We start from the raw sequence: 21,779 nt of genomic DNA, 5'->3' as shown, positions 1-21,779 counted from the left end.
CATCGAGGATTGCGGCCCGGGCTTGGGTCTGCGGGAGAGGGGCCAACCCAAGCCTTGCCGATAAGGCCCGACAGCATCTAGCATGGACCTCATGAAGATCGGCTCACAATCGCGCGTCGGCGGCCGCAGCTATCTCGATGGGCAGTGCCTGATCGCGATGCCGGGTATGGCCGATTCACGTTTCAGCCGCAGCGTCGTCTATGTCTGCGCCCATTCCGAGGACGGAGCGATGGGCATCATCGTCAACAAGCCGGCGGGCGATACGAAATTCCCGGAGCTGCTCGTCCAGCTCGACGTGATTCCCTCCGAGGAGGTGATCCGTTTGCCGAGCCGGGCCGAGCGCATGCAGGTGCTGCGCGGCGGGCCGGTCGAAACCAAGCGCGGCTTCGTTCTGCATACCGCCGACTTCTTCCTGGAGTCGGCGACCCTGCCGATCGACGAGGGCATCTGCCTGACCGCGACGCTGGATATCCTGCGTGCCATCGCCACTGGCGAGGGACCGGAGAGCGCGGTGCTGGCGCTGGGTTATGCGGGCTGGGCTGCGGGGCAACTGGAGGCCGAGATCCAGTCGAACGGCTGGCTGCACTGCGCCGCCGATCCCGAGCTGCTCTTCGACGAGAGTGTCGAGACCAAGTACCAGCGGGCGCTCGGCAAGATCGGCATCGACCCGGCATTTCTCTCGCGCGAGGCCGGGCACGCCTGAGGGCGCTCCCCTTGTCATTCCGGGGCGCGCTGCAAGCGCGAACCCGGAACCCACGACGGGGTGAGACATTTGATCCGTGGTTGCCGGCGGCTCACCCGGTCGTGGGTTCCGGGTTCTTCGCTGCGCAAAGCCCCGGAATGACAAGGGTGGAGCCTGGAACCTCTGCGGTCAGGTATCGATAGGCCTCAAGCCGCCTCGGTTGCCGCAGCCGCCGCGCCCATCAGGCGCCGGGCTTCCGCCGCCGTCATCGGCTGGCCGAAGATGTAGCCCTGCGCATATTGGCAGCCGAGCTGGTAGAGCTCGATGGCGTCCGACTCGCTCTCCGCACCCTCGGCGACGACATCCATGTGGAGGTCGGCGGCGAGCTGCACGATCGAGCGCAGGATCACCGGCGGGCGGCCATTGCCCATCTGGCGCACGAAGCTCTGGTCGATCTTGATCGTGTCGAACGGGAAGCGCTGCAGATAGGACAGCGAGGAATAGCCCGTCCCGAAATCGTCGAGCGAGAGGCCGGCGCCGAGATCGCGGATACGCTGCAGCATCTGCGCCGCATATTCCGGGTTCTCCATGACGAGGCTCTCGGTGATCTCGAGCTTGAGCGTGCCCGGCAGCACGCGGCGGCGCCCGAGCACGGTCTTCACGTCATGCAGCAGGTCGTGGCGCAGCAATTGCCGGCTGGAAACGTTGACGCTGGCGAAGATCGGCGGATCGACTTCGAGCGCCGCCTGCCAGGCCTCCAGCTCGCGCGCCGTCTTGTCCATGACATAGACACCGAGATCGACGATCAGCCCGGTTTCCTCGGCGATGGCGAGGAAATCCTGCGGCATCAGCCGGCCTTCGCGCGGATGGTCCCAGCGTACCAGCGCCTCGAAACCGGCGATGGTGCGGTCCTCAAGCCGGACGATCGGCTGGTACATGACCTGGATCTCGTTGCGCTCGATCGCCCGCCGCAGGTCGCTTTCGAGCGCGAGGCGGTCGTTGCGGTCGGTCCGCATCGCCGGCACGAAGACCTCGATCTTGTTGCCGCCCTGGCGCTTGGCATGGGCCATGGCGAGCTCGGCATTCTTCAGCGCGTCTTCCTTGCGCGAGGCCGGGGCCGGGTCGAATAGGGCGAGCCCGATCGAGGGCGTCAGCACGATCTCGCGCTCGGCATAGGTGATCGGGGTCGAGACGGCGCGGCGGACGAGCTCAGCCAAAGCCAGGATGCGCTCGGGATCACGCTCGGAGACGAGGATCATCGCGAAGGTGTCGCCGCCGATGCGGGCGAGCGTGTCCTGTGCCCGGAGCAGGCGCCCGAGGCGACGCGCCAGCGTCAGCAGGATCGAATCGCCGGCCGAGAAGCCGACGGACTCGTTGACCTGCTTGAAGCGGTCGACATCGATGACGAGCACGGTCGGGCGGATATTGTCGTCGGCGCGGGTGAAGCCGAAGATCGCGCCCAGCCGGTCCTGGAACAGCTTCCGGTTGGGCAGGCCGGTCAGGTTGTCATGGACGGCGTCGTGGAGCAGGCGCTCCTGCGCGGTGCGCTGCTCGGTGACATCGGCCAGCGTGCCGATGACGCGGATAACCTCGCCGTCGGAGCCGATCACCGGCCGCGCCTTGACGTTGATCCAGTGATAGGCGCCATTCGCGGAGCGCAGGCGCAGGTCGAGATTGAGCTTGCCGCGGCGCTGCTCCAGCACGGCGTCGAGCGTGACGCGGTAGCGGTCGCGATCGGCGACATGCATGTGCTCCAGCCAGCGCGCGGCCGAGCCTTCGAGCGCGCCCTTGGGCAGGCCGAGCAGCGTCTCGATCTGCGGGGAGACGAAGATCTTGTCGGAGCTGACATCCCAGTCGAAGACAAGGTCGCCCGAGCCGGAGAGCGCGAGCGCCCGGCGTTCCGTGTCGGAGACCAGCCCCTGCGAGATCGCGCCGCCGGCAAAGGCGTGCTGGATGACGGTGAAGCCGATCAGCAGCACGATCAGGACAAGGCCGCCCAACAAGGCAGGCGCCACCAGGTCGCGCTGGAACTGCCCGGTGACGGTGAAGCTCGCGGCAGTCACCCAGACGGCGAGCAGGAACCAGGTCGGGATCAGCATCACCGCGCGCTCGTAGCCATGCGTCGCCAGATGCACGACCAGGATGAAGCCGATCGCCGCCACAGCCGCGATCGAGATGCGCGCGATGCCGGACGCCATCGGCGCGTCGAAGACGGCAAGCCCGATCAGCCCGGCGAGGCCGAGGATCCAGAGCAGCGTCACATGGCCGTAGCGCACGTGCCAGCGCGACAGGTTGAGATAGGCGAAGAGGAATACGAGCAGCGTCGCCGCCAGCACGACCTCGGCACCCGCGCGGTAGATTCGCTCGATCGCCGGGGTCAGCGGGAAGAGCCGCTGGAAGAAGCCGAAATCGAGGCCCGCATAGGCCAGAACCGCCCAGGCCAGCGCCGCCGCCGCCGGGAAGATGACCGCGCCCTTGACGACGAAGATGATGGTCAGGAACAGCGCCAGCAGGCCCGCGATGCCGATGATGATGCCCTTGTAGAGCGTCAGGCCGTTGGTCTTCTGCCGGTAGGCCTCGGCTTCGTAGAGATAGAGCTGCGGCAGGTTCGGCGATTTGAGCTCGGCGACGAAGGTGACCGTCGTGCCGGGGTCGAGCGTGATCAGGAAGACGTCGGCATCGGGGCTGGGCTCGCGATCGGGCGAGAGGCCCTGGCTCGCCGTCACCGCTTCGATGCGCTTGTCGCCGAGATCGGGCCAGATCACGCCGGAGCCGATCAGCCGGTGGAATGGCGCGACCAGCAGGCGGTCGATCTGCTCGTCGGAATCGTTGGTGAGCGCGAAGACGATCCAGTCGGGGCGCGCGCCGGCTTCGCGGGCCTTGACGGCGATACGCCTGACGATGCCGTCCGGTCCCGGCGCGGTCGAGATCTGGATGACGTCGCCGTCGGATTTGTTGCGCTCGACGACATTGGTCAGATCGATCACGGGGGCGTCGACGGGAACGCGGACCGCCTCGACGGCCTGGGCCGGCAGGGCCGCGGCGCAGAACCACAGGACAAGGCCGGCCAGGGCGAGGCCGGCCCGGAAGATGCGCTCGGAAATGGACAAGCTGTGCTCGGCTATCAGGCGGGAAGCGATCGTTCGAAGTTTAACGAAAAGCCCTATCGGCCGCTCATGGCAAGGGCAAGGCGGAGCGGGGCTGTGGTCAACCGCCGCAGTCACGGTCTGCTTCCAGGCAAGGTATCGGTGGAGAGCACGGCATAGAGTAGGTGGTCGGCCCAGTTGCCGTTGATCTTGAGGTAGGCTCGCGCCAGTCCCTCGTGCTGGAAGCCGACACGCTCCAGCAGGCGCCGCGACGGCTCGTTACTGGGCAGGCAGGCGGCCTCGACGCGATGCAATGCGAGGTCGGAGAAGGCGAAGCGCACGGCGCCACGCACCGCTTCCGTCATATGCCCCTTGCCGGCATGGCGTCGGCCCATCCAGTAGCCGAGCGTGCACGCCTGCGCGACGCCGCGCCGGATCAGCCCGAGCGTCAGCCCGCCGATCAGGGTTTCCGTGCCGGTCTCGAAGATGAAGAGCGAATAGGCCTCGTCGGTCGAAATCTCGCGGGCGGCGCGCTTGGCACGCAGGCGGAACGAGGCGCGGGTGAGGTCGTCCTCGTTCCAGGTCGGCTCCCAGGGCGTCAGGAATTCGCGGCTTTCCATGCGCAACAGCGCCCAGGCCGCGTGGTCGCTGGCCTGGGGCGCGCGCAGATAGAGATTCGGCGTCCGGATCAGCGGGCGGCTCGGCAGCTCGCTCGGGAAACGGAAGAGCGCCATCGCCGGTCAGTCCGCCGCCCGGGCCGCATGACGCAGGCGCTTGGCCGGCGGCAGGCCATGGGTCGGGCCCACCGCCGCGATCGTCGGCTGGTGCCCCAGCAAGGAACGGCCGGCGGCGCGCACGTCATCCAGCGTGACCGCATCGAGCCGGGCCGCGAGCTCCTCGCGCGGGATCGCCCGGCCGAAGAGCAGCACCTGCCGCGCCATCTGCTCAAGCTTGCCGCCGGGGCTTTCGAGGGAGGCCAGCAAGCCGACCTTCATCTGGGCGCGGGCGCGGGCGACTTCCGCCTCGCTGACGTCTTCCGCCGCCTGACGCAGGCAACCGAGCGCGACCTCGATCAGTTCGCCCGCATCCTCAGGGGCCGTGCCGGCCCCGATGCCGAAGACGCCGCAATCGGAGAAGGGCCAGTGGAAGGCATCGATCGCGTAGGCCAGGCCGCGCTGCTCTCGCACCTCCTGGAACAGGCGCGACGACAGGCCGCCGCCGAGCACCGAGGCGAAGATCTGCAGCGCGTAATGCGCGCCGCCCTTGAACGGCAGGCCGGGCAGGCCGAGCACGAGATGGATCTGCTCCTCGTCGCTGCCGATGCGGGCCTCGCCGCCGCGATATTCGCCGGCTTCGCGCGGAACCGGCTTGGCGGGAGCAGCCGACAGCTTCGAAAGATGTTCCTTCGCCAGCGCGACCAGCTCGTCATGGTCGACCGCGCCGGAGGCCGCGAGCACCATGTTGCCGGCATGGTAGTTGCGGGCGAGATAGGCGCGGATCGCGTCGGGCGTGAAGCTCTTCACCGTCTTGGCGGTGCCGAGGATCGGCCGGCCGATCGGCTGGTCCGGGAAGGCCGCCTGCAGGAAGCGGTCATAGACGAGGTCGTCGGGCGTATCCTGGACCGCCGAGATCTCCTGCAGGATCACGCCCTTCTCGCGTTTCAATTCCTCCTCGGTCAGCGACGGCGAGGTGATGATGTCGGCAAGGATATCGACGGCGAGGCCGAGGTCCGAGCCGAGCACGCGGGCGGTGTAGCAGGTATATTCGACGGAGGTCGCGGCGTTGAGGTCGCCGCCGACGCTCTCGATCTCCTCGGCGATCTCCAGCGCGCTGCGCCGCGCCGTGCCCTTGAACGCCATATGCTCGAGCAGATGGGCGAGCCCGTGCTCATTCGCCAGCTCGTCGCGCGACCCGGCCCCGATCCAGATGCCGAGCGAGACGGTCGCGGCATGGTCCATGCGCTGCGAGACGATGCGCAGGCCAGACGGCAGCGTGGTCAGGGCGACATCGGGATCGTGAGGCCCGTCCGGCCGCGCGGGCGCTGCCAGCTCGTGCTCGTCCACCGGAGCGGTCGCGCTCACGCTGCCGCCCCGCTCACGGCCCGCGCGTGCTCGCGCACGAAGGTCTCGATCTTGCCGAGGTCGTTCGGCAGCAGCGTCACACGCTCCTTGCGCTCCATCAGGTCGGCGAGATGGGCCGGAAGCGCCGGCTCGATCCCGCTCGCGGCCTTCACCGCGGCCGGGAACTTGGCCGGATGGGCCGTGCCGAGCACGATCATCGGCGTCGCGGGATCGCGCTTCAGCGCCTGCCGCGCCGCGCCGACGCCGATGGCGGTATGCGGATCGAGCAGATAGCCGGCCTCGGTCCAGCTCTTCCTGATCTCGGCCGCGATCTGATCTTCGCTCTGCGCGGCGGCGTCGAACTCGCTGCGGATGCGCTGGAGCGGCTCGCCGGCGATCTCGAAGCGGCCGGATTGCTGCAGCGATTGCATCAGGCGGCGCACGGCAGCACCGTCACGGCCATGCGCTTCGAACAGCAGGCGCTCGAAATTCGAGGAGATCTGGATGTCCATCGAGGGCGAGGTCGTCGCCGCGACGCCGCGCATCTCATAGGCGCCGGTTTCGAGCGTGCGCGCCAGGATATCGTTGCTGTTGGTCGCGATGCCCAGCCGCTCGATCGGCAGGCCCATCTGCTTGGCGACCCAGCCGGCGAGAATGTCGCCGAAATTGCCGGTCGGGACCGTGAACGAGACCTTCCGGCCCGGCCCGCCGAGCGAGACGGCGGCGGTGAAGTAATAGACCACCTGCGCCGCGATGCGCGCCCAGTTGATCGAGTTGACGCCCGAGAGCCCGATCTCATCGCGGAAGGCGTGATGGTTGAACATCGCCTTCACGAGGTTCTGGCAGTCGTCGAACGTACCCTCGACCGCAATGGCATGGACGTTGTCGGCATCGACCGTGGTCATCTGCCGACGCTGCACGTCGGAGACGCGGCCTTGCGGGTAGAGGATGAAGACGTCGACGCTCTTCAGGCCCTTGAAGGCGTCGATGGCAGCGCCACCCGTGTCGCCCGAGGTTGCGCCGACGATGGTCGCGCGCTGGCCGCGCTGGCCGAGGACATGGTCCATCAGGCGGCCGAGCAATTGCATCGCCACGTCCTTGAAGGCGAGCGTCGGGCCGTGGAACAGCTCCAGCACGAAGAGATTGTCGCCGATCTGCGTCAGCGGGCAGACGGCCGGGTGGCGGAAGCCGGCATAGGCCTGGTGGATCATGTCCGAGAGCGCGCCGCTCTCGATATCGCCGTCGGCGAGCGCGCCGAGCACGCGCTCGGCGACCGCGGTGTAGGGCTTTCCGGCGAAGCCGGCGATCTCCGCGGCGGAGAGTTTGGGCCAGCTCTGCGGCAGATAGAGCCCGCCGTCGCGGGCAAGCCCGGTCAGGAGCGCATCGGAAAAGCTCAGCGCCGGGGCTTCACCCCGGGTGGAAACATGCAGCACGATCTTGGCCTCGGTGATCTCAGCCTGATGCTATAGGCCGGTCCGGCGCTTTGGGCAAAACCGTTGGCGCTCAGCCTGCCGCCGTGCCCTTCCGCGTTTGCCAGACCCAGGCCGCAAAGACCCCGAGCAGCGTCAGCGCCAGCCCGAACCAGGTCAGCGCATATTGCAGGTGGTTGTCGGGTATGCGGGCGATCAACTCGCGCACATCGACCCCGGCTGGCGGCGTCATGCCGTCGCCCTCGCGGGCGGCCTCCAGATAGAAGGGCGCGGGCGGCTGGCCGAGCGCGGCCGCGATCGCGGCCGGATCGCGCGTGTAGAATTCGCGGATCGCCGGCAGATCCTGCGGGGTGAAGCTGTTGCGGGCTTCGGGCGCCCGCAGGAAGCCCTTGATCGTGTCAGGGCCGCTCGCCGGGCCGATCTGGCCGAGCCGGCCTTCCGGCACGAAGCCGCGATTGACCAGGATGATACCGCCATCCTCGAGCTTGAACGCCTGGAAGATCCAGCGCCCGAAGCCGGAAAGTTGCCGGCTGCCGGGTGGGCCGGCGGCGATCGTGGTGCGCACGCCGGCGATGCGATCGTCGACATAGCTGCCCTTGGCGACGACATGGGTCAGGTCGAGCGCGGCGGCATCGAGCTTGGCCCAGTCGGCCTTGGGCGGCATCGGCGCAGGGGTCCCGGCGGCCTGTTCCTTGAGGCGGTCGATATAAGCGTGCTTCTCGGTCATGCGCTCGAGCTGCCAGGCACCGAGCGTGCACAGGACCAGCGTGCCGACGATGGTCAGCAGCGTCGGCAGCAGCAATCCGGGTTTGCGGGGAGCAGGGGACGACACGGCGGTCACGATTCGCGCCTGCCTTCCTCGGCCTTGTGGGCATATTGCAGGGCGACGGCGAGGCCCTTCATCGGCCTGAGCAGGCCGAGGCAGAGGATGACGGCCAGTGGCAGCCACAGCAGCATGTGCAGCCAGATCGGCGGCTCATAGGCGATTTCGACATAGAGCGCCGCGCCGAGCACGACAAAGCCGGCGATCAGCATGATGAACACGGCGGGGCCGTCGGCCGAATCGGCGAACTTGTAGTCGAGCCCGCAGGCATTGCAGCGCGGCTTGAGCTTGAGGAAACCGTCGAACAGCGCGCCCTCGCCACAGCGTGGACAGCGGCCTGCCAGACCCGTCGAGTAAGGGGAGGGAAGTTTGGGTTCAGGACCGGCCATTGCAGCCTCCGAAACAGGAAAGGCGGCCTCGCGGCCGCCTTTCAGACGTTGACCGCGAGAGCGCGGTAAGCGGTAGCGTCAGTGTCCGGCGGCAGGCGCGCCCGCGCCCCAGACATAGATCGCGGCGAACAGGAACAGCCAGACCACGTCGACGAAGTGCCAGTACCAGGCGGCGAACTCGAAGCCGAGATGCTGGTCCGGCTTGAAGTGGCCGAGATAGGCTCGGTACAGGCAGATCGCCAGGAAGATCGTGCCGATGATGACGTGGAAGCCGTGGAAGCCCGTCGCCATGAAGAAGGTGGAGCCGTAGATGTTGCCTTTGAAGGCGAACGTGGCGTGCGAATACTCGTAGCCCTGGCAGATCGTGAACAGCACGCCGAGGATGACGGTCAGCCACAGAGCCTGCTTCAGGCCGGCGCGATCGTTGTTGATCAGGGCGTAATGCGCCCAGGTCACGGTCGTGCCCGAGGTCAGCAGGATCAGCGTGTTGAGCAGCGGCAGGTGCCAGGGATCGAAGGTCTCGATGCCCTTCGGCGGCCAATGCCCGCCGGTGAAATCGTAGCGGAGATAGTTGATCTGCTCGCCGGAGAACAGGCTCGCGTCGAAATAGGCCCAGAACCAGGCGACGAAGAACATCACCTCGGAGGCGATGAACATGATCATGCCGTAGCGGTGATGGATCTGGACGACGCGGGTGTGGTGACCCTCGCGCTCGGCCTCGCGCACCACGTCCATCCACCAGGCGAGCATGGTGTAGAGCACGCCGAGCAGGCCGGCGCCGAAGACCAGCGGGCCGAGATGCATGCCGCCGACCGGCATCGCCTTCATCCACATCACCGCGCCGATCGCCATGATCGTCGCGCTGGCGGCGCCGACGAGCGGCCACGGGCTCGGATCGACGAGGTGGTAGTCGTGGTGCTTCGTATGGGCCCCGGCCATCGTATTCAGTCTCCGCGTACGGCTTTTTGTCCGCGCTTGTGGTCTAGCGTGGTTCTACAGTTTCGGATTGCCCGCGTCACCCTTGACGGGGCCGGCCTTGTCCTCCGCGACGGGCTGGCCCGACTTGGAGGCGAAATAGGTGTAGGACAGCGTGATGGCGTGAACCCCGTCGAGCTCGCGATTCCCAGCGATTTCGGGGTCGATATAGAACACCACCGGCGCTTCGAAGCTCTCGCCGGGCTTCAGCGTGTGCTCCGTGAAGCAGAAGCACTGGATCTTGACGAAATAGGCGGCGCCCTTCTCGGGTGCGACATTGTAGGTCGCGATGCCCGTGACGGTGCGGTCCGACCGATTCGTCATCTTGTAGAACACGGTCTGTGTCTCGCCGACCCTGACCTTGATCTCCGAGCTTTCCGCCTCGAATTTCCAGCCCAGGCCCGGCGCGACATTGGCGTCGAAACGCACGGCCATCGTCCGGTCGAGAATCTTGCCGGCGCCGGCCGTGCCGATCATTGGCGTGCCGCCGAAGCCGGTGACCTTGCAGAACAGGTCATAGAGCGGCACCGCCGCGAAGGACGCGCCGAGCATGCCGAAGGCGACGCCGAGGCAAACCAGCGCGGTGCGCGCCGGATTACCCTTGCGCTGCTGGGGAGCGGGCGCCGTCATCACAGCGGCCGGTTCAGGATCGCGGGGCCGGTCTTCACCAGCGTCACGACGAAAAAGAAGACCACGAGCCCGCCGAGCACGAGCGCCAACGCGATCGAGCGGCGGCGGCGTCGTGCCATGTCCTCGGGCGAGAACGGGGCGGGCGCAGGCGGACGGGGCTGTTGCTCGCTCATCCGATCACCTTCGGCAGGGCCCACATCAGCCCGAAACCGTTCTCGACGATCAGCACGGCGAACAGCAGGAAGAGATAGAGGATCGAGAAGCCGAACAGCGACCAGCAGGCTTTGGTCGCGGCCGGGCCTTCGCTGCGCAGCCAGACCTGGACCGACAGCGCGATCATGACGAGGCCGGTCGAGACCGAGACCGCGAGATAGAGCAGGCCGCCGAAGCCCATCAGCGCCGGCAGGACGGCGACCGGCGCCATGATCAGCGAATAGAGCACGATCTGCCGGCGGGTCGCGGCCGGGCCGGCGACATTCGGCATCATCGGGATGCCGGCGCGCGCGTAGTCGCCGGACTTCACCAGCGCCAGCGCCCAGAAATGCGGCGGCGTCCACAGGAAGATGATCGCGAACAGAACAACGGAATGCCAGCCGAAATCGCCGGTCATGACGGCCTCGCCGATCATCGGCGGGAAGGCGCCGGCGGCGCCGCCGATCACGATGTTCTGCGGCGTCCAGCGCTTCAGCCACATCGAATAGACGACGGCGTAGAAGAAGATGGTGAAGGCGAGCATCGCCGCGGCCAGCGCATTGGCGACGAGGCCGAGCACCAGCACCGAGCCGATCGACAGCGTCAGTCCGAAGGCCAGCGCCTCCGCGGGCAGGATCCGGCCCGACGGGATCGGCCGCTTGGCGGTGCGGCTCATCAGCGCGTCGATATCGGCGTCGTACCACATGTTGAGGCAGCCCGACGCGCCGGCGCCGACCGCGATCGCCAGCAGGGCGGCGATGGCGAGGACGGGATGCACCGAGCCCGGCGCGGTGGCCATGCCGGTCAGTGCCGTCACGATGACCAGCGACATCACGCGCGGCTTCAGCAGCGCGAAGAAATCGCGCGCCTCGCCGGTGGAGGCTGTCAGGCCATCGGTGCGGGTTTCGAACGCAGCAGACATCAGTCGAATCGTCTTCGTACTCTTGTGAACGGCGCCCGCGGGCGCAGGGTCTACGCGGCGGTGTTTGCCACCCGTCTCCGGAACGCCCCTCGGGGCGCTCGGGGGAAGGGCGGCGGCGGGCCGGTGAGGCCCGCCGCCTCGAGCATCTGACCGAAAAGTGGATCCCACTTTTCGGAAAAATCGGATGCTCCAGCAATCGGCGAGATCATCGCGCGTCCATCGACGCGCGATGATCGAAGTCTCAGTGGTCCGAGCCGGTGATGCGCGGCAGCGTCTCGAACTGGTGGAACGGCGGCGGCGAGGACAGGGTCCACTCCAGCGTCGTGGCACCTTCGCCCCACGGATTGTCGCCGGCGAGCTGCTTCTTCGTGAAGGCGACGATGACGCCGTAGAAGAAGATCAGCAGGCCGAAGGCGAAGATGTAGGAGCCGATCGACGACCAGAAGTGCCAGCCAGCGAAGGCGTCGGGATAGTCGACATAGTGACGCGGCATGCCGGCCAGGCCGAGGAAGTGCTGCGGGAAGAACAGCAGGTTCGCGCCGACGAAGGCGACCCAGAAGTGCAGCGTGCCGATCCAGTCCGGGATCACGTAGCCGCTCATCTTCGGGAACCAGTAGTAGAAGCCCGCGAAGATGCCGAACACGGCGCCGAGCGACAGCACGTAGTGGAAGTGGGCCACGACGTAGTAGGTCGCATGCAGCGAGCGGTCGACGCCGGCATTCGCCAGCACCACGCCGGTGACGCCGCCGACGGTGAACAGGAAGATGAAGCCCATCGCCCAGACCATCGGCGCGGTGAAGCGGATCGAGCCGCCCCACATCGTCGCGATCCACGAGAAGATCTTGATGCCGGTCGGCACCGCGATGACCATCGTCGCGAACACGAAATAGCGCTGCGTATTGAGCGACAGGCCGGCGGTGTACATGTGGTGCGCCCACACGATGAAGCCGACGACGCCGATCGCGACCATGGCGTAGGCCATGCCGAGATAGCCGAAGATCGGCTTCTTCGAGAAGGTCGAGATGATGTGGCTGACGATGCCGAAGGCCGGCAGAATCATGATGTACACTTCGGGGTGGCCGAAGAACCAGAACAGGTGCTGGTACAGGATCGGATCACCGCCGCCGGCCGGATCATAGAAGGTCGTGCCGAAATTGCGGTCCGTCAGCAGCATGGTGATCGCGCCGGCGAGAACCGGGAGCGAGAGCAGCAGCAGGAAGGCGGTGACCAGCACGCCCCAGGCGAACAGCGGCATGCGGTGCATGGTCATGCCCGGCGCGCGCATGTTCAGGATCGTGGTGATGAAGTTGATCGCGCCGAGGATCGAGGCGGCACCGGCCAGGTGCAGCGACAGGATGCCGAAATCGACCGACGGGCCGGGGTGGCCGGATGTCGAGAACGGCGGATAGACCGTCCAGCCCGTGCCGACGCCCTTCGCACCCGGAGCCCCCTCGACGAACATCGAGATGATCATCAGGATGAAGGCGGCGACCGTCAGCCAGAACGAGATGTTGTTCATGCGCGGGAAGGCCATGTCCGGCGCGCCGATCATCAGCGGCACGAACCAGTTGCCGAAACCGCCGATGACGGCGGGCATGACCATGAAGAAGATCATGATCAGGCCGTGGCCGGTGACGAAGACGTTGTAGCTCTGGCCGTTGGCGAAGATCTGCAGGCCGGGCTGCTGCAGCTCGATGCGCATCATGATCGAGAGGAAGCCGCCGACGAGGCCCGCCATGATCGAGAAGATCAGGTAGAGCGTGCCGATGTCCTTGTGGTTGGTCGACAGGAGCCAACGGCGCCATCCGGTCGGATTGGCGTGATGGGCCTCGTCATGGCCGTGGGCGTGAGCCGCTGTTGCCATTGTTCTTCTCCTCGGCGACTTACTTGGACGCGGCAGCGAACTTGCTGCCCGCGTCTTCGGCATTGGCGAATTTCTGCTTCGCTTCCGCGAGCCAGGCGGCGTAGCGCTCCTGGCTGACGACGCGGACGGCGATCGGCATGTAGGCGTGGTCCTGGCCGCAGATGAACGAGCACTGGCCGTAATAGATGCCTTCGCGCTCGGCCTTGAACCAGGTCTCGTTCAGGCGGCCGGGAATGGCGTCGATCTTGATGCCGAAGGACGGGACCGTGAATTTGTGGATGACGTCGGAGGCGGTCACCTGGACGCGGACGGTCTTGCCGACCGGGACGACGGCCTCGTTGTCGACGGCGAGCAGGCGCGGCGCTTCGGCGGCCTTGATCTTGTTGCTGGCGATCGCCTTGGCGCGATCCTCTTCGTTCAGCATCAGCGAATCGAAGGTGAAGCCGCCGTTCTCCTTGGGATACTCGTAGGTCCAGCGCCACTGGTTGCCGGTGACCTTCAGGGTCATGTCGGCCTGCGGCACCTCGAGCTGCAGCTTGAGCAGGCGGAAGGACGGGATCGCGATCACGACGAGGATGAGGACCGGGATGACGGTCCAGCACACTTCGAGCAGGGCGTTATGCGTGGTCTTGGAGGGGACCGGATTCGCCTTCTCGTTGAAGCGGAAGATGACATAGATCATCAGCGCCAGCACGAAGAGCGTGACGATCGTGATGATGATGTTCAGCCAGTCATGGAACCAGTGGATGAACTCGGCGACGGGCGTCACCGCCCCCTGCAGGTTCAGCTGCCAGGGGGAGGGCATGCCGGTGCCGGCGAGGGCCGGGACAGTCGCCAACGCGGCGACGGCAAGGGCCGTGGCGGCCGCTGTTGCAAAGGTCCTGCTCAGAAATCGCATTGATCCGACATGCTCCTCAATCGACTTGCATGGGAGCCGACCGGCTTGGCCCCACGCATGAAGGGGCGACCGCGAAGTCGCCTCATTCTTCGAGATTGCGATAAATCAAAGATCGCGCTTGCGCCAGTGGCACAATGAAGACTGCCCCCAATGACCGTGCGGCATAATCACGCGAGGCCTTGACGCGCGCGCCGAGCCGCCATGCCGCCTTGACAGGACCCACCCTGCATGGTCCCAACGCGTTTTATGTTGAGAGGCGGCGGGATTCTCTGGCGCGGTCGGCGTTTTGCCTGAATTCTGCGCTTCTGCTGCGGCTTCAAGTCCGGTTTGGAAGGGATGGCAGGGATGATGAGGATCATCGGAGCGCTCGGCGCCCTGGCGCTGGCGCTCATGGGGACGAGCCTCGCCGCCGGCTCCGCTTTCGCGCAGGGCGCGGTGCGCTCCACACATGGCGACTGGCAGATGCGTTGCGAGGTGCCGCCGGGCGCAAAGGCGGAACAATGCGCGCTCGTCCAGAACGTCGCGGCCGAGGATCGTCCCAATCTGACGCTCCTCGTCATCGTGCTGAAGACGGCGGACCAGAAGAGCCGGCTCCTGCGCGTCGTCGCCCCGCTCGGCGTGCTGTTGCCCTCCGGCCTCGGGCTCAAGATCGACGACAAGGATATCGGCCGCGCCGGCTTCGTGCGCTGCCTGACCACCGGTTGCGTGGCGGAGGTCGTCATGGACGACGCCCTGCTCGGCCAGCTCAAGGGCGGCAAAAGCGCGACTTTCATCGTATTCCAGACGCCGGAAGAGGGGGTGGGCGTGCCCGTCTCCCTCAATGGCTTCGGCCCGGGCGTGGAGGCGCTGCCGTGATCGATCAAACTCTTCGTCAGGGACGCTGGCTCGCTTTGCCGCTGTTGTGCCTTGGCCTTGCCGGCTGCGGATCGGGCTCGTCCTCGTCCGCGGGCAACACTGCGCTCAACGTCTTCATGTTCCAGTCCACGACGCCTCCGCCGGCGGATCAGCTGCCGAAGGACAGCGAGGAGGATCCTCTGATCTGCCCTGACGTCATCATCTCCGATGGCGGCGCTGCGATCCGTGCCCAATCCGGGCAGGATTCGAGCGGTCTGCGCTACCAGGTCTCGATCACCAACGTCGCGCGCCAGTGCACGCCGACCGGCAACGGCACCTTCCGCCTCAAGGTCGGCGTCGAGGGCAGGGTGCTGCTCGGCCCGGCCGGCAGTCCCGGCAGCTATGGCGGGACGCTGACGACCACGGTGATGCGCGGGGCCAGCACCATCGGCAAGCGCAGCGCGCGCGTCGGTGCTACGATTCCCTCCGGCCAGAGCGGCGCCGATTTCACCCATGTCGAGGAAGGCATCATGGTGCCGGCCGGCAAGGGCGACATCGAGATCTTCGTCGGCCTGGGCGGCGGCGGGCCTGCCGCGCCGGCGCGCCGGCGTCGCTGACAAAACTGCTTTGCCGTGAAAGACGACGGCGCGCCGATTGACTCAGTCGGCGCGTCTTGTATCTGTGCCCAAGCCGCATATCCCCGCGGGAGAGACCGGGCTTCGAGCCCGGCGCCGAAGGCGCAACCGCCCCGGAAACGCTCAGGCAAAAGGGCCGCTGGGGATTTGGCGCTCTGGAAAGCGGCGGGCAGCGATGCCCGCCCACCGACGGGTGTAACTTGTCCGATCCTTTGGGTCGGGTGGGGAAATCTCTCAGGTGCCGAGACAGAGGGGGCGCGTTCCGGACACTATCGTCCGGGGCTTGCGCTTGACTCTGGGAGGGGCATGCCATGGCTGCCGAGGCCAATACCGATACCGCTGGCGCGAGCGCGCCGCTGAAGACCCCGCTGCACGCGCGCCATGTTGCGCTGGGCGCCCGCATGGTGCCCTTCGCCGGCTACGACATGCCGGTGCAGTATCCGATGGGCATCCTGACCGAGCATAACTGGACGCGCGAGAAGGCCGGGCTCTTCGACGTCTCGCATATGGGCCAGTGCTTCCTGATCGGCCCCGATCACGAGACCACGGCCAGGGCGTTGGAAGCGCTGATCCCCGCCGATATCGTCAACCTCGCCCCCGGCAAGCAGCGCTATTCGCAGCTCCTCAACGAGGAGGGCGGTATCCTCGACGACCTGATGGTGACGCGCTCGATCGATCCCGATGAGGACGGTGCGCTCTATGTCGTCGTCAACGCCGCCTGCAAGGATGCCGACTACGCCCATATCGAGGCACGCCTGCCGGCCAATGTGAAGCTGGTCAAGGCCGAGCATCGCGGCCTGATCGCGCTGCAGGGACCGGGCGCGGCGGCCGCACTTGCCGCGATCGCGCCTGAAGCCGCCGAGATGGGCTTCATGACCTCGCGCACCATGAAGGTCGCCGGCATCAAGGCCAATGTCAGCCGCTCCGGCTATACCGGCGAGGATGGCTACGAGATCTCGGCTGCCGCCGACAGGATCGGCGAGATCTGGGACACGCTGCTGCTCGACGGCAACGTCAAGCCGATCGGCCTCGGCGCCCGCGATTCGCTGCGCCTCGAAGCGGGCCTGTGCCTCTATGGCCATGACATCGACACCACGACCTCGCCGATCGAGGCTGCGCTCAACTGGTCGATCCAGAAGCGCCGCCGCGAGGAGGGTGGTTTCCCCGGCGCCGCGCGCGTTCAGCGCGAGCTGGCGGAAGGCGTCTCGCGCATCCGCGTCGGCCTCAAGCCGGAAGGCCGCGCTCCGGCCCGCGAGGGCACCGAGATCGCGACGCCCGAGGGCGAGGTGATCGGCGTCGTGACCTCCGGCGGCTTCGGCCCGACGCTCAATGGCCCCTGCGCCATGGGCTACGTCGCCAAGGCCCATTCCGCGCCGGGCACGCAGCTCAATCTCATCGTGCGCGGCAAGCCGCTGCCGGCCGTCGTGGCGACGATGCCCTTCGTGCCGAACGGCTACAAGCGCTGAACCCTTTTCCAGACAACTGACGCCAGGAGGAAACCATGGCCGAGACCCGTTACAGCAAGGACCACGAATATATCCGCATCGAGGGTGACGTCGGCACCGTCGGCATCTCCGACTACGCCCAGTCGCAGCTTGGCGACGTCGTCTTCGTCGAGCTGCCGACCGTCGGCAAGGCGCTGACCAAGGGCGGCGAAGCCGCCGTGGTCGAGAGCGTCAAGGCCGCGTCGGAGGTCTACGCCCCGGTTTCCGGCGAGGTCGTCGCGGTCAATGGCGAGCTCGAAGCGGCGCCCGGCACCGTCAACGAGGATCCGGCCGGCAAGGGCTGGTTCCTGAAGATCAAGATCAAGGACGCCGGCGAGCTCGACGCCCTGATGAACGAGGCTGAGTACCAGGACTACGTGAAGTCGCTCTGACGAGGCGTCATCCCGCACGCGCTGCGGCACGAAGTGCTGCGGCGCAGATGCGGGACCGCCCTCAGGATAAGGCGCCTTCTCGTCGCACGGTCCCGTGTCTGCGCAGCGGCATTCCATGCCGCAGCGCGCACGGGATGACACCCCGAAACGGAATCACCCCATGCGCTATCTCCCGCTCACCGATACCGACCGCGAGGACATGCTCGCGCGGATCGGCGTCTCCGATGTCGACGCGCTGTTCAGCGATGTGCCGGCCGGCAAGCTGTTGAAGGCCCCGGTCGACCTGCCCCGCGCCAAGGGCGAGCTCGAGGTCGAGCGCATCCTCGGCAAGATGGCCGGCAAGAACACCGCCGCCTCCGCCGTTCCCTTCTTCGTCGGCGCCGGCGCCTATAAGCACCACGTCCCGGCGACGGTGGATCACCTGATCCAGCGCTCGGAATTCCTGACCAGCTACACGCCCTACCAGCCCGAGATCGCGCAGGGCACGCTGCAATATCTCTTCGAGTTCCAGACCCAGGTCGCCGCGCTGACCGGCATGGAGGTCGCCAACGCCTCGATGTATGACGGCTCGACCGGCACCGGCGAAGCCGTGCTGATGGCGCACCGCGTCACTAAGCGCCGCAAGGCGGTGCTCTCCGGCGGCCTGCATCCGCATTACACCGCGGTCGTCGAGACCCTCTCCGAGATGGCCAATGACGAGGTCGTGGCGCTGAAGCCCGACGTCGCGGCCAATGAGGACATCCTCTCCCAGATCGACGACAGCGTCTCCTGCGTCGTCGTCCAGTCGCCGGACGTGTTCGGCAACCTGCGCGATCTCAAGCCGATCGCCGAGAAGGCCCATGCCCATGGCGCGCTGCTGATCGCAGTCTTCACCGAGGTCGTCTCGCTCGGTGCCGTCGTGCCGCCGGGCGCGCAGGATGCCGACATCGTCGTCGGCGAGGGCCAGTCGATCGGCAATGCGCTGAACTTCGGCGGCCCCTATGTCGGCCTCTTCGCCGCCAAGTCGAAATATATCCGCCAGATGCCGGGCCGGCTCTGCGGCGAGACGGTCGATTCGACCGGCCAGCGAGGCTTCGTGCTGACGCTCTCGACCCGCGAGCAGCATATCCGCCGCGACAAGGCGACCTCGAACATCTGCACCAATTCGGGCCTCTGCGTGCTGGCCTTCACCATCCATATGACGCTGCTCGGCCAGACCGGTCTGGCCCGTCTCGCGGAAGTGAACCACGCCAATGCCGTGAAGCTCGCCGACGCTCTCGCGGGCGTCGAAGGCGTGACCGTGCTCAACGACAGCTTCTTCAACGAGTTCACCGTGAAGCTGAAGAAGCCAGCCGCCGAGGTCGTCGAAGTGCTCGCTGCCAAGGGCATCCTGGCCGGCGTTCCCGTCTCGCGGCTCCTGCCCAAGGCCGGGCTCGACGACCTGCTGATCATCGCCTCGACCGAGGTGAATACCGATGAAGACCGGGCGGCCCTCGTGGCGGCGCTCGTGGAGGTGCTGTGATGTTGAACCGTCAGGGACGTCCCACCCAGGCCGGCGAGGCCGCTCATGCCGAGCACGCCACCTTCACCGGCAACAAGGCACTCCAGCAGGTCGAGCCGCTGATCTTCGAGATCGGCCATCATGAGGCGACCGGCGTCGATATCGACAAGCCGGCGCCGTTCAAGTCGCGCCTCGGCAAGCATGCCCGCCAGGGCGAGATCGGCCTGCCCGGCCTCTCCGAGCCCGAGACGATGCGCCACTTCGTGCGCCTCAGCCAGAAGAACTACGGCATCGATACCGGGCTCTTCCCGCTCGGCTCCTGCACGATGAAGCATAATGCCCGCCTCAACGAGAAGGTGGCGCGTCTGCCGGGCTTCTCCGATGTGCATCCGCTCCAGCCGACCTCGACCGTGCACGGCGCGCTCGACCTGATGCTCGAGCTCGCCCGCTACCTGATGACGCTGACCGGCATGCCGGCCGTGGCGCTGTCGCCGAAGGCCGGCGCCCATGGCGAGGCCTGCGGCATGATGGCGATCAAGGCTGCGATCGCCGCCAAGGGCGAGGGCGCGACCCGTAATGTCGTGCTCGTGCCCGAATCGGCTCACGGCACCAATCCGGCGACGGCGGCCCTGATCGGCTTCTCGGTGAAGGCGGTTCCGGCCCGTCCGGACGGCACCGTCGCGGTCGAGGACGTCAAGGCCCTGCTCGGGCCGGACATCGCCGCGATCATGCTGACCAACCCGAACACCTGCGGCATCTTCGAGCCTCAGATCGTCGAGATCGCCGCGGCGATGCATGAGGCGGGCGCTTATTTCTACTGCGACGGCGCCAACTTCAACGCCATCGTCGGCAAGGCCCGTCCGGGCGATCTCGGCGTCGACGCGATGCACATCAACCTGCACAAGACCTTCTCGACGCCGCATGGCGGCGGCGGTCCGGGTGCCGGCCCGGTCGTGCTCTCCGAGCGCCTGGCGCCCTTCGCGCCGGTGCCCTTCATCCATGTCGAGAACGGCAAGCCGCATCTGATCGAGTCGCGCGGCGAAGCCCCGGCGGGCAACCAGCCCTTCGGCCGCATGACCGCCTTCCACGGCCAGATGGGCATGTATGTCCGTGCGCTCGCCTACATGCTCAGCCACGGTTCGGACGGCATGCGCCAGGCTTCGGAAGATGCGGTGCTGAACGCCAACTACATCCGCGCCGGACTCAGTGACCTGATGTCGCTGCCCTTCCCGGATCACCCGTCGATGCACGAGGTGTTGTTCGACGATGAATGGCTGAAGGGCTCGGGTGTCTCGACGCTCGATTTCGCCAAGGCGATGATCGACGAGGGCTACCATCCGATGACGGTCTATTTCCCGCTCGTCGTCCATGGCGCCATGCTGATCGAGCCGACCGAGTCGGAATCGAAGGCGGCGCTCGACCTCTTCATCGCGACGCTGCGCGACCTCGCCATCGCGGCCAAGGGGAACGACAAGGAGCGCTTCACCAGCGCTCCGCATCACGCTCCGATCCGCCGACTCGACGAGACCCGCGCCGCCCGTTCGCCGGTGCTGAAATGGGAAAAGCCGGCTCCGGCCAAGGCCGCCGAGTAAGGCGTTTTCGGCCATGCTGACGGCATTCGTCAGCATGGTGAAGGACGCTGGCAGCTTCTTAAGCATTCCTTGACCATGTCGCGGAATGATCCCCCGGTGCCGCTCTGTGCGGCCCGGGGGTTTTCATGTCTGCGCGTCCCTCCATCCTCGCTCTTGCGGCAGCTGCTTTGCTGGCCTCGACGGCGCTCGTGCGTGCCAATGAGCCGAGCTATGGCCCCAACACCTATGACCGCACGCTCGAGGCGCTGATCGCCCATGAGGACGTCGCCAATCGCGGCGGCTGGCCCAAGGTGCCGGCGAGCGCCACCTCCCTGAAGCCGGATTCGCAAGGCGCCGATGTCGCCGCGTTGAAGCAGCGCCTGCTCGCCAGCGGCGATCTCGCGCCCGAAGCCGTGGCAGGCGATGTCTATGATGCTAACGTGGTCGAGGCGGTGAAGCGCTTCCAGCGCCGCCATGGCCTGTCGGATCTCGGCACGGTCGGGCGCCTGACCCTGAAGGCGATGAACACGCCGGTCGAATCGCGCCTCAACCAGCTCACCGCGACGCTGGAGCGCCTCAAGGGCAACGGCTTCAACTTCGCCAGCCGCTATGTCGTGGTGAACATCCCCGGCGCCAGCGTCGAGGCAGTCGAGAACGGCACGGTCGCCCAGCGCCATCTCGCCATCGTCGGCCGGCCGGACCGGCCCTCGCCGGTGATCCAGGCCAATATCTCCTCGGTCAATCTGAACCCATATTGGACGGTGCCGATGTCGATCGTGAAGGCCGACATCATCCCGCATATGCGCAAGGATCCGACATTCATCGCGAAGTCGAACATGAAGCTGCTGGGGGCCGAGAACAAGGAAATCGACCCGGCCAGCGTCAATTGGGCGACCCTGAAGAACCCCTATTTCTACGTGCGTCAGGAACCGGGTCCGACGAACTCGCTCGGTCAGATGAAGATCGACATGCCCAACGGCGATGCGGTCTACATGCATGACACGCCGAAGAAGACGCTGTTCCGCAACGATGTGCGCTTCAACTCCTCCGGCTGCGCCCGCATCGAGGGCGTCCGCGACCTCGGAGCCTGGCTGCTCGAAGGCACGGAATGGAACCGCCAGTCGATCGAGGACGAGATCGCCAAGGGCGAGCGCAAGAACATCACGCTGAAGAAGCAGGTTCCGGTCGCCTGGGTCTATCTCACGGGTTGGCAGGGCGCGGACGGGCAGGTCCAGTTCCGCGACGACATCTACGGGCTCGACACGCCGCAGGGCATCGTCACCTCGACGATCCAGCCGCGTAAGCCCAAGCCCAAGACGGCCGTGGTGCCGCCGGCAAGGCCCGCCGCGGCGCGGATGACCGCTTCAGGCAATCCGCCGGCCGCGACGGCGACCGCCAGCAACTGACGCTTTATCGAGCACGACCCTTGTCA

General features: G+C 66.8%; 20 protein-coding genes and 1 riboswitch. Of the genes, 8 read left to right on the top strand and 12 right to left on the bottom strand.

Annotated elements, in window-relative coordinates; genetic code table 11:
- The first annotated feature begins 82 nt into the window (after positions 1 to 82).
- Positions 83 to 703 carry a YqgE/AlgH family protein gene (locus AC6RIC_RS20730; RefSeq protein WP_499733726.1) on the top strand — a complete coding sequence of 207 codons (621 nt, stop codon included), beginning with the start codon at positions 83 to 85 and terminating at the stop codon, positions 701 to 703.
- 185 nt (positions 704 to 888) lie between these two features.
- Here the strand turns inward: AC6RIC_RS20730 and AC6RIC_RS20725 are convergent, their stop codons facing one another.
- The 12 genes from AC6RIC_RS20725 to coxB all read right to left on the bottom strand — a co-directional run bounded on the left by AC6RIC_RS20725 (position 889) and on the right by coxB (position 13,951).
- Positions 889 to 3,786 carry an EAL domain-containing protein gene (locus AC6RIC_RS20725; protein ID WP_454659032.1) on the bottom strand — a complete coding sequence of 966 codons (2,898 nt, stop codon included), beginning with the start codon at positions 3,784 to 3,786 and terminating at the stop codon, positions 889 to 891.
- Positions 3,787 to 3,902: 116 nt separating this feature from the next.
- Entirely contained in the window at positions 3,903 to 4,502 is a 600-nt protein-coding gene (locus tag AC6RIC_RS20720) for a GNAT family N-acetyltransferase (protein ID WP_454657907.1), read from the bottom strand.
- A 6-nt stretch (positions 4,503 to 4,508) separates the two neighbouring features.
- On the bottom strand, positions 4,509 to 5,816 hold the full coding sequence (locus tag AC6RIC_RS20715; RefSeq protein ID WP_454659031.1) for a M16 family metallopeptidase: 1,308 nt from the start codon (positions 5,814 to 5,816) through the stop codon (positions 4,509 to 4,511).
- A 29-nt stretch (positions 5,817 to 5,845) separates the two neighbouring features.
- Entirely contained in the window at positions 5,846 to 7,261 is a 1,416-nt protein-coding gene (thrC, locus tag AC6RIC_RS20710) for a threonine synthase (RefSeq protein WP_499733725.1), read from the bottom strand.
- A 70-nt stretch (positions 7,262 to 7,331) separates the two neighbouring features.
- Positions 7,332 to 8,099: an SURF1 family protein gene (locus tag AC6RIC_RS20705; protein WP_499733724.1), complete on the bottom strand. Its 768-nt coding sequence runs from the start codon at positions 8,097 to 8,099 to the stop codon at positions 7,332 to 7,334.
- Positions 8,096 to 8,470, bottom strand: a complete 375-nt coding sequence (locus AC6RIC_RS20700; protein WP_454657904.1) for a DUF983 domain-containing protein — start codon at positions 8,468 to 8,470, stop codon at positions 8,096 to 8,098. The genes AC6RIC_RS20705 and AC6RIC_RS20700 overlap by 4 nt, the downstream gene beginning before the upstream one ends.
- 78 nt (positions 8,471 to 8,548) lie before the next feature.
- Complete coding sequence (locus AC6RIC_RS20695; protein ID WP_454657903.1) at positions 8,549 to 9,409, bottom strand: cytochrome c oxidase subunit 3; 861 nt, start codon at positions 9,407 to 9,409, stop codon at positions 8,549 to 8,551.
- 54 nt (positions 9,410 to 9,463) lie between these two features.
- Positions 9,464 to 10,075 (bottom strand): cytochrome c oxidase assembly protein, encoded by a 612-nt coding sequence (locus tag AC6RIC_RS20690; RefSeq protein ID WP_499733723.1) that lies wholly within the window; start codon positions 10,073 to 10,075, stop codon positions 9,464 to 9,466.
- Complete coding sequence (locus tag AC6RIC_RS20685; protein ID WP_454657901.1) at positions 10,075 to 10,248, bottom strand: cytochrome c oxidase system small membrane protein; 174 nt, start codon at positions 10,246 to 10,248, stop codon at positions 10,075 to 10,077. The genes AC6RIC_RS20690 and AC6RIC_RS20685 overlap by 1 nt, the downstream gene beginning before the upstream one ends.
- Positions 10,245 to 11,189, bottom strand: a complete 945-nt coding sequence (locus AC6RIC_RS20680; protein WP_499733722.1) for a heme o synthase — start codon at positions 11,187 to 11,189, stop codon at positions 10,245 to 10,247. Before AC6RIC_RS20680 ends, AC6RIC_RS20685 begins: the two co-directional genes overlap by 4 nt.
- A 241-nt stretch (positions 11,190 to 11,430) precedes the next feature.
- A complete protein-coding gene (gene ctaD, locus AC6RIC_RS20675) occupies positions 11,431 to 13,053 on the bottom strand; it encodes a cytochrome c oxidase subunit I (RefSeq protein ID WP_454657899.1) in 1,623 nt (540 codons plus the stop codon).
- Between the two features lie 19 nt (positions 13,054 to 13,072).
- Complete coding sequence (coxB, locus tag AC6RIC_RS20670) at positions 13,073 to 13,951, bottom strand: cytochrome c oxidase subunit II (RefSeq protein WP_499733721.1); 879 nt, start codon at positions 13,949 to 13,951, stop codon at positions 13,073 to 13,075.
- A 336-nt stretch (positions 13,952 to 14,287) separates the two neighbouring features.
- Here coxB and AC6RIC_RS20665 point away from each other — a divergent pair, with 336 nt between their 5' ends.
- From AC6RIC_RS20665 to AC6RIC_RS20635, 7 genes are all read left to right on the top strand, one after another.
- Entirely contained in the window at positions 14,288 to 14,806 is a 519-nt protein-coding gene (locus AC6RIC_RS20665) for an invasion associated locus B family protein (protein ID WP_377846293.1), read from the top strand.
- On the top strand, positions 14,803 to 15,402 hold the full coding sequence (locus tag AC6RIC_RS20660; RefSeq protein ID WP_499733720.1) for a hypothetical protein: 600 nt from the start codon (positions 14,803 to 14,805) through the stop codon (positions 15,400 to 15,402). Before AC6RIC_RS20665 ends, AC6RIC_RS20660 begins: the two co-directional genes overlap by 4 nt.
- Positions 15,403 to 15,478: 76 nt before the next feature.
- Positions 15,479 to 15,569: riboswitch (glycine riboswitch) on the top strand.
- 162 nt (positions 15,570 to 15,731) lie between these two features.
- Positions 15,732 to 16,886: a glycine cleavage system aminomethyltransferase GcvT gene (gene gcvT, locus AC6RIC_RS20655; protein ID WP_499733719.1), complete on the top strand. Its 1,155-nt coding sequence runs from the start codon at positions 15,732 to 15,734 to the stop codon at positions 16,884 to 16,886.
- A gap of 35 nt (positions 16,887 to 16,921) precedes the next feature.
- Positions 16,922 to 17,296 carry a glycine cleavage system protein GcvH gene (gcvH, locus tag AC6RIC_RS20650; protein WP_454657895.1) on the top strand — a complete coding sequence of 125 codons (375 nt, stop codon included), beginning with the start codon at positions 16,922 to 16,924 and terminating at the stop codon, positions 17,294 to 17,296.
- A 160-nt stretch (positions 17,297 to 17,456) separates the two neighbouring features.
- A complete protein-coding gene (gene gcvPA / locus AC6RIC_RS20645) occupies positions 17,457 to 18,797 on the top strand; it encodes an aminomethyl-transferring glycine dehydrogenase subunit GcvPA (RefSeq protein WP_499733718.1) in 1,341 nt (446 codons plus the stop codon).
- Positions 18,797 to 20,368 (top strand): aminomethyl-transferring glycine dehydrogenase subunit GcvPB, encoded by a 1,572-nt coding sequence (gene gcvPB, locus AC6RIC_RS20640; protein ID WP_499733717.1) that lies wholly within the window; start codon positions 18,797 to 18,799, stop codon positions 20,366 to 20,368. The genes gcvPA and gcvPB overlap by 1 nt, the downstream gene beginning before the upstream one ends.
- Positions 20,369 to 20,493: 125 nt before the next feature.
- Positions 20,494 to 21,753 carry a L,D-transpeptidase family protein gene (locus AC6RIC_RS20635; RefSeq protein ID WP_499733716.1) on the top strand — a complete coding sequence of 420 codons (1,260 nt, stop codon included), beginning with the start codon at positions 20,494 to 20,496 and terminating at the stop codon, positions 21,751 to 21,753.
- Positions 21,754 to 21,779 lie beyond the last annotated feature (26 nt).

It is taken from the genome of Allobosea sp. TBD101, from assembly GCF_059817965.1.
Note: the sequence above shows the minus strand (reverse complement) of the source record. Positions and strands in the feature narration are given on the sequence as shown.

Coding starts and splice junctions, on each gene's coding strand:
- gcvT (WP_499733719.1), top strand. CDS start 15,732: ATGGCTGCCGAGGCCAATACCGATACCGCTGGCGCGAGCGCGCCGCTG.
- AC6RIC_RS20730 (WP_499733726.1), top strand. CDS start 83: ATGGACCTCATGAAGATCGGCTCACAATCGCGCGTCGGCGGCCGCAGC.
- AC6RIC_RS20680 (WP_499733722.1), bottom strand. CDS start 11,189: ATGTCTGCTGCGTTCGAAACCCGCACCGATGGCCTGACAGCCTCCACC.
- AC6RIC_RS20665 (WP_377846293.1), top strand. CDS start 14,288: ATGGCAGGGATGATGAGGATCATCGGAGCGCTCGGCGCCCTGGCGCTG.
- AC6RIC_RS20700 (WP_454657904.1), bottom strand. CDS start 8,470: ATGGCCGGTCCTGAACCCAAACTTCCCTCCCCTTACTCGACGGGTCTG.
- AC6RIC_RS20690 (WP_499733723.1), bottom strand. CDS start 10,075: ATGACGGCGCCCGCTCCCCAGCAGCGCAAGGGTAATCCGGCGCGCACC.
- gcvH (WP_454657895.1), top strand. CDS start 16,922: ATGGCCGAGACCCGTTACAGCAAGGACCACGAATATATCCGCATCGAG.
- AC6RIC_RS20695 (WP_454657903.1), bottom strand. CDS start 9,409: ATGGCCGGGGCCCATACGAAGCACCACGACTACCACCTCGTCGATCCG.
- coxB (WP_499733721.1), bottom strand. CDS start 13,951: ATGCGATTTCTGAGCAGGACCTTTGCAACAGCGGCCGCCACGGCCCTT.
- ctaD (WP_454657899.1), bottom strand. CDS start 13,053: ATGGCAACAGCGGCTCACGCCCACGGCCATGACGAGGCCCATCACGCC.
- AC6RIC_RS20685 (WP_454657901.1), bottom strand. CDS start 10,248: ATGAGCGAGCAACAGCCCCGTCCGCCTGCGCCCGCCCCGTTCTCGCCC.
- AC6RIC_RS20720 (WP_454657907.1), bottom strand. CDS start 4,502: ATGGCGCTCTTCCGTTTCCCGAGCGAGCTGCCGAGCCGCCCGCTGATC.
- gcvPB (WP_499733717.1), top strand. CDS start 18,797: ATGTTGAACCGTCAGGGACGTCCCACCCAGGCCGGCGAGGCCGCTCAT.
- gcvPA (WP_499733718.1), top strand. CDS start 17,457: ATGCGCTATCTCCCGCTCACCGATACCGACCGCGAGGACATGCTCGCG.
- AC6RIC_RS20635 (WP_499733716.1), top strand. CDS start 20,494: ATGTCTGCGCGTCCCTCCATCCTCGCTCTTGCGGCAGCTGCTTTGCTG.